Origin of the sequence: Acinetobacter sp. ANC 4173 (genome assembly GCF_004331255.1) — a bacterium.
Lineage (GTDB): Bacteria > Pseudomonadota > Gammaproteobacteria > Pseudomonadales > Moraxellaceae > Acinetobacter.
Map to the genome: position 1 here is coordinate 102,805 of NZ_SJOF01000015.1, position 8,131 is coordinate 110,935.

At 35.0% G+C, this 8,131-nt stretch carries 6 protein-coding genes; 2 read left to right on the forward strand and 4 right to left on the reverse strand.

The annotated features are described in order from the left end of the window. Positions 1-41 precede the first annotated feature (41 nt). From E0H94_RS15675 to E0H94_RS15685, 3 genes are read right to left on the reverse strand one after another with little or no spacing between them, the layout of a single operon-like run. Positions 42-3,242 carry a site-specific integrase gene (locus tag E0H94_RS15675; RefSeq protein WP_131327351.1) on the reverse strand — a complete coding sequence of 1,067 codons (3,201 nt, stop codon included), beginning with the start codon at positions 3,240-3,242 and terminating at the stop codon, positions 42-44. Between the two features lie 4 nt (positions 3,243-3,246). After that, the gene (locus E0H94_RS15680) at positions 3,247-5,583 is read right to left on the reverse strand and encodes a hypothetical protein (RefSeq protein WP_131327352.1); all 2,337 of its coding nucleotides are present in this window, start codon (positions 5,581-5,583) and stop codon (positions 3,247-3,249) included. Next, complete coding sequence (locus E0H94_RS15685) at positions 5,570-6,061, reverse strand: hypothetical protein (RefSeq protein WP_227548658.1); 492 nt, start codon at positions 6,059-6,061, stop codon at positions 5,570-5,572. The genes E0H94_RS15680 and E0H94_RS15685 overlap by 14 nt, the downstream gene beginning before the upstream one ends. A gap of 273 nt (positions 6,062-6,334) precedes the next feature. On the opposite strand from E0H94_RS15685, the gene E0H94_RS15690 reads away from it, so the two are divergent. Together E0H94_RS15690 and E0H94_RS15695 are read left to right on the forward strand one after the other, a co-directional pair. Beyond that, a complete protein-coding gene (locus E0H94_RS15690; RefSeq protein WP_131327353.1) occupies positions 6,335-6,502 on the forward strand; it encodes a YhfG family protein in 168 nt (55 codons plus the stop codon). Positions 6,503-6,514: 12 nt separating this feature from the next. Continuing rightward, positions 6,515-7,111: a putative adenosine monophosphate-protein transferase Fic gene (locus tag E0H94_RS15695; protein WP_131327354.1), complete on the forward strand. Its 597-nt coding sequence runs from the start codon at positions 6,515-6,517 to the stop codon at positions 7,109-7,111. A gap of 27 nt (positions 7,112-7,138) precedes the next feature. Here the strand turns inward: E0H94_RS15695 and E0H94_RS15700 are convergent, their stop codons facing one another. Further along, a complete protein-coding gene (locus E0H94_RS15700; protein WP_413773023.1) occupies positions 7,139-7,354 on the reverse strand; it encodes a helix-turn-helix transcriptional regulator in 216 nt (71 codons plus the stop codon). Between the last annotated feature and the right edge of the window lie 777 nt (positions 7,355-8,131).

The window sequence follows — 8,131 nt, forward strand, 5'->3', positions numbered from 1 at the left end:
CTAAAAGAAATTTTTAAAAAATATCTTTTAGTTAGCTTAGGCTATTTAATCCAAAGTTCATCTTCCTGCATAATTTTTAACATTAGATTAAATAAAACCAGAACAGTCACATTTTTATTAGAGTCTATTCTTTGAAAACTGAATTGAACTGTTCGCTCAGGTGCATTCATATTAACTGGATAATTTTGTTTGCCTAAATTTAGCTCTTCTCCTAATATTGGCTTCATTCCAGCAATAAAAATTCTAATTCGTTGCTCATCATCTTGATCTCGACATACAAAATGCAAAAAATTCTTACGTAACTTACCAAAGTGTAATAATATTTTTAGAGCATCAACCGTGTTATTTTTTTGATATATTTCAGGCCTCGTCTCTTCTTTATCGTACAAATCAAGGAAAGTATTCCGTCCATGGGAACGAGTCAATCTCATGGCTTTATTGTGAAGATCCTCAAACCAACTTTCATCTATAATCTCTCTCTCAATATTTTCAACTTTTAAGTTATATTTTTGGGGGTTCATCCATTTAGTACACATCAATTGACATCGCTGCAGCCATACTTGAGCTTGGGTATCCTTGCTTAAACGGCCATCGCTAAAATTTATCAAACGTTGATAAGGTGTCAGAGTACTATTCTCGATACTAAACTTCTTTTCTTGTTGGTCAGCCATCGTGAATGGCTGTGTTTGCTGATGATAAAAATCAAACCATTTCTGCTGTTGGATATAACGACTTAAGTCAATATCTTCTATCCTTAAGTTCACTTGGCCAAAACACCGTTCTAGAACATTTTTTGAAATAATACACGGCGAATTATAAATTCGATCGACTGCTAATAAATCCAAAACATGAAGGTAATTTGAAGCCGTCTGTTCAATACTGCTATGCCCGATCCATGCAGCAAGCACCTGCCACTTATGTTGGATGATTTCTTCATCAGACCGCGCTTTTTCACCGAACAATAAATCCCGCATCTTTTTTGCTTTTCCCCAACCGCAATCAGTATACGTATGGACCATTTCTTTTGACCCAAGCAACGTTATTGCTAGATAGTTCGCTGCACTATGACGCAGTGTGTGAAAACTAAAACCATGGTGTATACCCAATATTCGATTAAACAAATCTACTGTAATTTTACTAATACATTGATCAGTTAATACACGTTGATTCACACTAAAAAGTAGGTCATCTTGATGATCGGTCATATACTGCTTATATCGATGTTGGATGTAATGTTGTACTACTAAAAATTCATGATATGACAACGCAATTTTCAATGGTATTTGACGATTTGCACTTTGCGACTTCAAACGACGATACGAATTGTCTCGGATATGAAGCGTGATATTATTAAAAATTGAACTTTTACCCTCTTTAAAGAGTAATTCTGGACAGATAACATCTTGTATTTTAAGACAACGGACTTCATTTAATCGAAGTCCAGTTCTATAACTCAATAAATACATCAACTTTAAACAACTCAGATGATCGCCCCATTCTGATGCTGTTGGTTCTTGGCTTAAGTTTTCTAATTGTTCCAGCAGCTTACCAAATAACGAAGGACTCACTAAGCGTGCATTGCAAATTTGTAAATGTTTAAAATTTGAATTCTGTAATACCAATACCTCTGGCGCATCATAGTGCTCTTGGCAAAATTTATGAAAATCTTTCAGACGCCCAAAACGGTATTGTGCGGTTTGATGCATCTTCTTAGAGGTTTTTCCTTTCACTGATTCACGTTGAGTTGCTTTTTCATCACGCTCACTACTGTAGTTCAACAGCTGCCGATACAAATCTTCATAATCATCACTAGATTGTTGCTTTAAATCTAATTTATTGAGCCAAATTTCAAATATAAATTCTTTACCAAAAGATCCTAAATAGCTTTCAATGGTTGATAATTGAAGTCCTTTATTTTTCAAATGTAATAACCATTGAATTAAGCGTAGTTGCGCCTCGATTAAAAATCTTTCATCAGTATTAGCATCATGCATCTTCTGCTCTAGAGCACTCTGTGTTTCTTTCCAATGACGAATCGTACGCTCTTCTCTGTTCTTCTTTTTATGTAAACGTTCAACTTTTTTAGCTCTACTCTTTTTTTGATCAAACAACATCAACTCGTACGGAATCGTTTGTAATTTACGATGAACTGTAGGAACTTCAATATGTAACTGCTCTTGCTCAAATTGAATAGTTTGATTGACTGGTTCAACGACTTGATCACGCTTGTGACTCCACAGCAAGCTTGATTCAGATGGTCTTAAAGAAACAGTATGAATCTCTTGTTGTAGCACATTACTCAAAAAAATATCTAAACTGAGTTTTGGATTAAACTCGAGCACCATATGCACATCATTAAATGCACGAAAGCCACGACGTTTAAATTGATATTTTAAATCTCCCAAACTTTTGTTTGGGCTCATTTTATTCAGGCTTTCTAAAATACAATCATGTATTGATGCTTGCAGACGATATTCTTTATCAGTCGCTTTCAATCTTTTCAAATATTGCAAGATTAACTGAGCATATGGATTTAAAAAGACATGCCTCCACTGGTATAACTTCTGCTGTTCTACGTCATTACCGTATTGGGAGTTTTCAACACGATAGTGCAGTAACAATGGATTCGTGATCTTTTTGTAGCGGGAATGATATAAACGTAAACAATTCAAATCTGTATCAAATTCAATAGCCTCCTGCAATTGCTTCTGGATGACAATCAGATGCTGTTCGTCCGCACAGCCTGAAATATAGATCAAACTTAAGCATAAATTCCCCCATAAACTTTGATAATCATCCCAATATTCAAGTGAATCTTTCCAATATCGTTTCAACTCATTGAGAACCTGTGCATGTAACTGCCCCTGTTTTAACCGTGACTCCGTACTTTCAATTTTTCGAGGAAGCACAATACGCTTTGTATTTGGAATTAGCTTTATTTTGTATGGTTTTGCATTTAGCTGCGTCAGGTTGACTTGCTTTCTTCTTTTCTTAAATTCATTTTCAGTAAATTGCATCAGCTTGGATTGTTCAGCTCGGCTCAATTTACGACTCAAATATTCAACACCATCTTTAAGCTCGTGCCATTTTTTCCTGATCTGCTGATCAAGTTCGTTTTGCACATCTTGTGGCAGTACTTCAGGTGAAGAAAGTTGTCTATCTAGCGACTCATTCACCAATTCCTCAATATCAACAAATAGCTTATCTTGTTGCGTATTTATTAGTTTTTTAATTTCTTGCATACAACTATTTTCGCTCTAAGTGTTGAATTGATAAAGATTTAATATTCTCTTGAAGCTGCTGACGGACTTGTTGTACATATACATTCGGAATAACTGAAGAATGAGGGTGAAACGCCTCGCGGTCGCGTTGGTCATGACCATAAAGGGCTTGAATTAAATGAAATGCTAATGATGGTTTACCCTCTTGCTGCTCATGCATCAAAAAATTCATATCAAAATGACGTAACCAATTCGAATACATATTTTTTGGAAAGATCCCTTGCATATAGGCATTCACCCAGCCCCTCGATAATGGGATTAACTTAATTTTCCTACTCTGCCACTGTCTAGCAGTCATCGGCAAGATATCTTTACTATCAATAACCTTTCCAAATAAGTCATGGATAGTAATTGTTTTCTTGGCAAATACTTGTTTTAGATATGAACCATACGCTTCGATTATTTGTTTTAAAAATACAGTGTAATTTTGCAATGATTTGATGAAAAAATCAGTTAACGGAATAAAACGACCATCCTTTCTTGCCTTGCTATTATTTTTGTCGTTTACATATAAAATTTTAAGCTCAAAGCAATAATCGTCCAAATCACCCAACAGATTTTTGTTCGGCCGTCTGGTCAAGCTTAGCAAGCTAACATGCCACATCCAGCAGGCATATGCATTCAGTTGATTAATGATATGTTGATCTTTTTGAATACTTTCTTGGCAATGTCTATGTAAAATTGCAAACTGTTCTTCCACAAAATTGGGGTTAAATGCCAGTTGGCTCCCTATCCGTCCTACAGATACGGGTCTCACTTTAAATTGTTGTTGTAATATTTTAAGTTCTGCTGTGTCTTCTGTAAATTGAGCTGAATGCAGTGTAAGCACTGATTCTAAATAACATAAATATGTTGTGTCGAGTTGAGCCTTTGGAAGCCCGCCATAAAAAATACCTGGCATATGATGCTGACTATCCCGGCCCGCGATCACATGTGCAAGATATTCATTAAATGTTTCGTAACATATATGAAAATATAATTGTGCTTGAAGTTTTTCAACGGTGATCGAACCCACAAACTGACTATCAAGCCATTTCTTAAGCTTGGTATTAATATAAGCTGAAGATATAGATGGATTAGCTCCTTGCTCGATGTAGTCAAACCATGCCGCAGGTAGATGTAGTTGATGCGACATCTCTTCATTCCATCGCACATGATTTAGACGCTGTATTTTCTGCTCTGAAATTTTTAAATCTAAATTGAGTAAATATTCCCGTCGTTTTCTTGAACCTTTTTGAATCAAAATTCCATCTTGAATAAGCTCGTTAAAATTCATCAGTGCAATAGGAGATAATCCTGTCAACAGTGATAATAAACATGCAGCAGCTATTGCAGCATCTTTCCAGTTTCCAGATAATTCAGCTCTAAGTACATATACAATTTGCTTCAGTACGTCCGGCGCTAAATAATGAGGATTTGTAATAAATGGAGCATGCCGGCGTTGGCGATGACGCGTGTAATGCGCAACATAATCACTAATTATATGATTAAATTTTTTAGCCTTTTCATCTTCCGAATACAACTCCACTTCAGCGTCTAATAGATCAACTTCACCATCTTCATCTTTATGAAGAGAGGCATCATGAAAATTGATTTTTGCGTTATATCCAATCTCTTCTTGCTTACCTGATTTTATTTCACGAAATATTCTGACTTCGTTTTGAGTTGGCCATTTTAAAGCTTTACCTTTTTTTGACTTACGTTGACGAAGAACAACACGACCTTTATCTAGTCGTATAAATATGATCAATAGTGTCGATAAATATTCTATTACTTGTGTTTCTTGAAAATCTTTAATATTAAAAAGTTGATTGCGATCCACCTTTTTCAAGCTAAGTTCGTACATGACATAACGATTTAATAACTTACTGCATTCTTCAAATAATTCAGCATTACTAGAATGCAGCACATATCGTGATACATAACGTAAGAGATCACAGACCTGTTTTTTCTTATTCTCACCTTTAGGAATTTTTGAAAAATCTTGATAATGTCGATAAGTTAAAAAACTTGCTTGCAGAATCAGATAACGTTGAGACGTTAAATTTTGCGTATTACTAGTATCCGGAGATGCAAAAAAACTTAAAGCAGCTAGAAAAAAATACTTACCAATTTGTCTAGTACTGCCTATATAGCCATATATCTGTTGTGCCATCTCATATAGCGCATGAACTTTTTTATGTAAATCACTGGATATATCAGCAAATTGTGTATTCACAACTTCATCACGTAGCAGACAATAATCTTGTTGAAATTTTTCTGCTAATTCTAAAAATTGCTTTTCTCGTTCAGTCATTTGCATATTCATTTTCAATTAAATTTTTTATCGAGTTGTATGTGTAAAATTCATTTATATCGGCACAATTTGGTATGAGTTGATCTTTTATTGAATTCTTTGTCAGCTTAAAAAATCGAGCAAAAAATTTTGCATCTAACTCTTTTTGGACTTTTCTCTCAAAGCATGAATGTTGCTGTGATTTTTCGATAAAATAATCCAGATTTTGTATCAACTGTAAGATTGCAACATAATTAGAATGCACACGTAAGCCTGATTCCATTTGCATCAATAACAAGATTTTCTGCCAGATTCTCACATAAATTATTTTGAACTTTGCTTGTACTACGACTTTCTGACTTTGTTTGATCTTTTTGATTTTCAGTAATTCTGAGTTGATTTTTACTATCTCAAGTTGAACATTTTGTCGGTCAAAGCAAAAAGGCAAGATAAATTGCCCCATAAAATTCTCTATATTTTTTACTAAATAGTCAAATTTTAACATTTTTATCGATATAAAAAATGAGCATATCTTTGTATATGAAAATTCATTTAATTTATCAACAAAATTTTCTCAAAATTACAATTATCAACAAATACATAGAGTTTTATTATTAAAGGTAGTCTAAATTCTAGAAATTCTTCCACTTTTTTTTAGTTTTCTGTTATTACATGAAATAATACTGTTGCATTCTATTTTGAAATATTATGTGCAAGGCATTGATCAAAAGATTCTCTGCTATACTTACTTCACATGTAACATCAGAGGAGGTTAGAAATGCTCAGAACCACTGAACAGAAAAAAAAATATATCCAAGCGACACGCGCGCAAAACTATCAAGCCAGCCTAAAGCTTGAAGGCATTACAACGACAGCTCAAACAACCCAACAGAGTAAAGCTGAAATCTTGCAAAAATATAATAAGTATTCGCAACCCGAATCTTAGTCAGGTGCATGTATGGATAAATATGGGGAAATGGGTGATAGCCTATATTGTTACCCTGGCACAAACACCCTAAAGAACAAACTCAATATCCGCGATGAACGTATTTTAGAGCAAGCCGAACTGGAACTCTCTGGATTGGCGAGCAGCCTAATTGAATATGCTGAACCACCCTACGACTTAAAATACTTAAAATCAATTCATACACAGCTTTTTAGCGACTTATACGACTGGGCAGGAAAATTAAGACAAATCGATATTTCCAAAGGTGACACCCGTTTTTGTAATTTTTCCAGTATTGAAATTGAAACCAATAAATTACTTAAACCACTTCAAGAAAAAAAGTATTTTCAAGGCTTAGCGCCACAACAACTAATTCCTCAACTTGCTGACTTGTATTGTGAGCTTAATGTCATACACCCATTCCGTGAAGGTAATGGACGCACACAACGGATTTTCTTTGAGCATCTGATTGCTCATTGTGGTTATGGTATTGATTGGTCTCTCATTGACTCTCAACAACAATGGATTCAAGCCAATATTGAAGGTTTTTATGGTAATTTAAATACATTAATTCAGATTTTTGAAATATGCTTTATCCAAAATACCTAAAACTTAGGTAGTCGGAGCCCACAATCTTTAACGAACCACCATCGTTGCTTCAATCCACTGATTAATTTCCCAAATAGACCAACAAACACGATTCTTTGAAATCTTAATACGCTTCGGGAAATTAGGATCGGAATATGCTGATTTCTTATCTTTCATTGAATAGATCGTTAATTTAGATAAGCCTGTTAGTGATACAACTTGCTGAATATTAATCAACTGATGTATCCAAAAAGTCTGTCCCATACATAGATTTATGGTGTTTATTTATTATGTTTCGGATTAATCTACGTCTGACGACCAGAATGTTCGTTCCAGACTACATGCAGGTGAATTGCTCTGTGGCTGTATCGTGGCTTTTGTGCAATCCAATCCATTTGATCCAAATGTTCCCTTTTCAATAAACAGCCTCTTATACTTTTCCTGAACCAACGGACAGTATCACCGAGTCGGTTCAAGCTACAACAGTGATGTTGAATCACCTCTATAAAGAAGGCATTAAATTCAAGGAATGTAGGATGATATTGACAGGTCTAGCGCCTAAAAGTAGTCATAGCGTTGATCTGCTTACGGATCTAACTGATATAGATCGAAAGGAAGAACTCATATCGGCACTAAAGGAATTCATGAAAAGTTTGGAACGAAAAATTCGGCGTTGGCATTTGATTTCTGCCTAATCGTAACTGGTCTATGAATCGCGATAAGTTAAGTAAAATCAATTTGAGTGAAAGGAGCTACTACGCATTAACAACAGAAATAATAAAAGTTAAAAAGCCTTAGTGAATATAAATAAGAGAATGTAGACTCACCTGTTGTAATACCCCCCAAACAACAACTTTGTGCTTCTCTGCCAAGATTAAAAATTGGCAACTAGAATTCACTTTTAACCATGATGGTCTTGGCGCATATACAAAATCACCCGCTACTATGACATTTACATTCGACCCTCAGAACCGTCAGCAGAACCGTCAGCAAAACCGTCAGCAGAACCGTCAGCAGAACCGTCAGCAGAACCGTCAGCAG

What these genes read in the sequence shown, in the direction of transcription:
- E0H94_RS15675 (WP_131327351.1), bottom strand. Translation starts at nt 3,242, where the DNA reads ATGCAAGAAATTAAAAAACTAATAAATACGCAACAAGATAAGCTATTT.
- E0H94_RS15680 (WP_131327352.1), bottom strand. Translation starts at nt 5,583, where the DNA reads ATGCAAATGACTGAACGAGAAAAGCAATTTTTAGAATTAGCAGAAAAA.
- E0H94_RS15685 (WP_227548658.1), bottom strand. Translation starts at nt 6,061, where the DNA reads ATGTTAAAATTTGACTATTTAGTAAAAAATATAGAGAATTTTATGGGG.
- E0H94_RS15690 (WP_131327353.1), top strand. Translation starts at nt 6,335, where the DNA reads ATGCTCAGAACCACTGAACAGAAAAAAAAATATATCCAAGCGACACGC.
- E0H94_RS15695 (WP_131327354.1), top strand. Translation starts at nt 6,515, where the DNA reads ATGGATAAATATGGGGAAATGGGTGATAGCCTATATTGTTACCCTGGC.
- E0H94_RS15700 (WP_413773023.1), bottom strand. Translation starts at nt 7,354, where the DNA reads ATGGGACAGACTTTTTGGATACATCAGTTGATTAATATTCAGCAAGTT.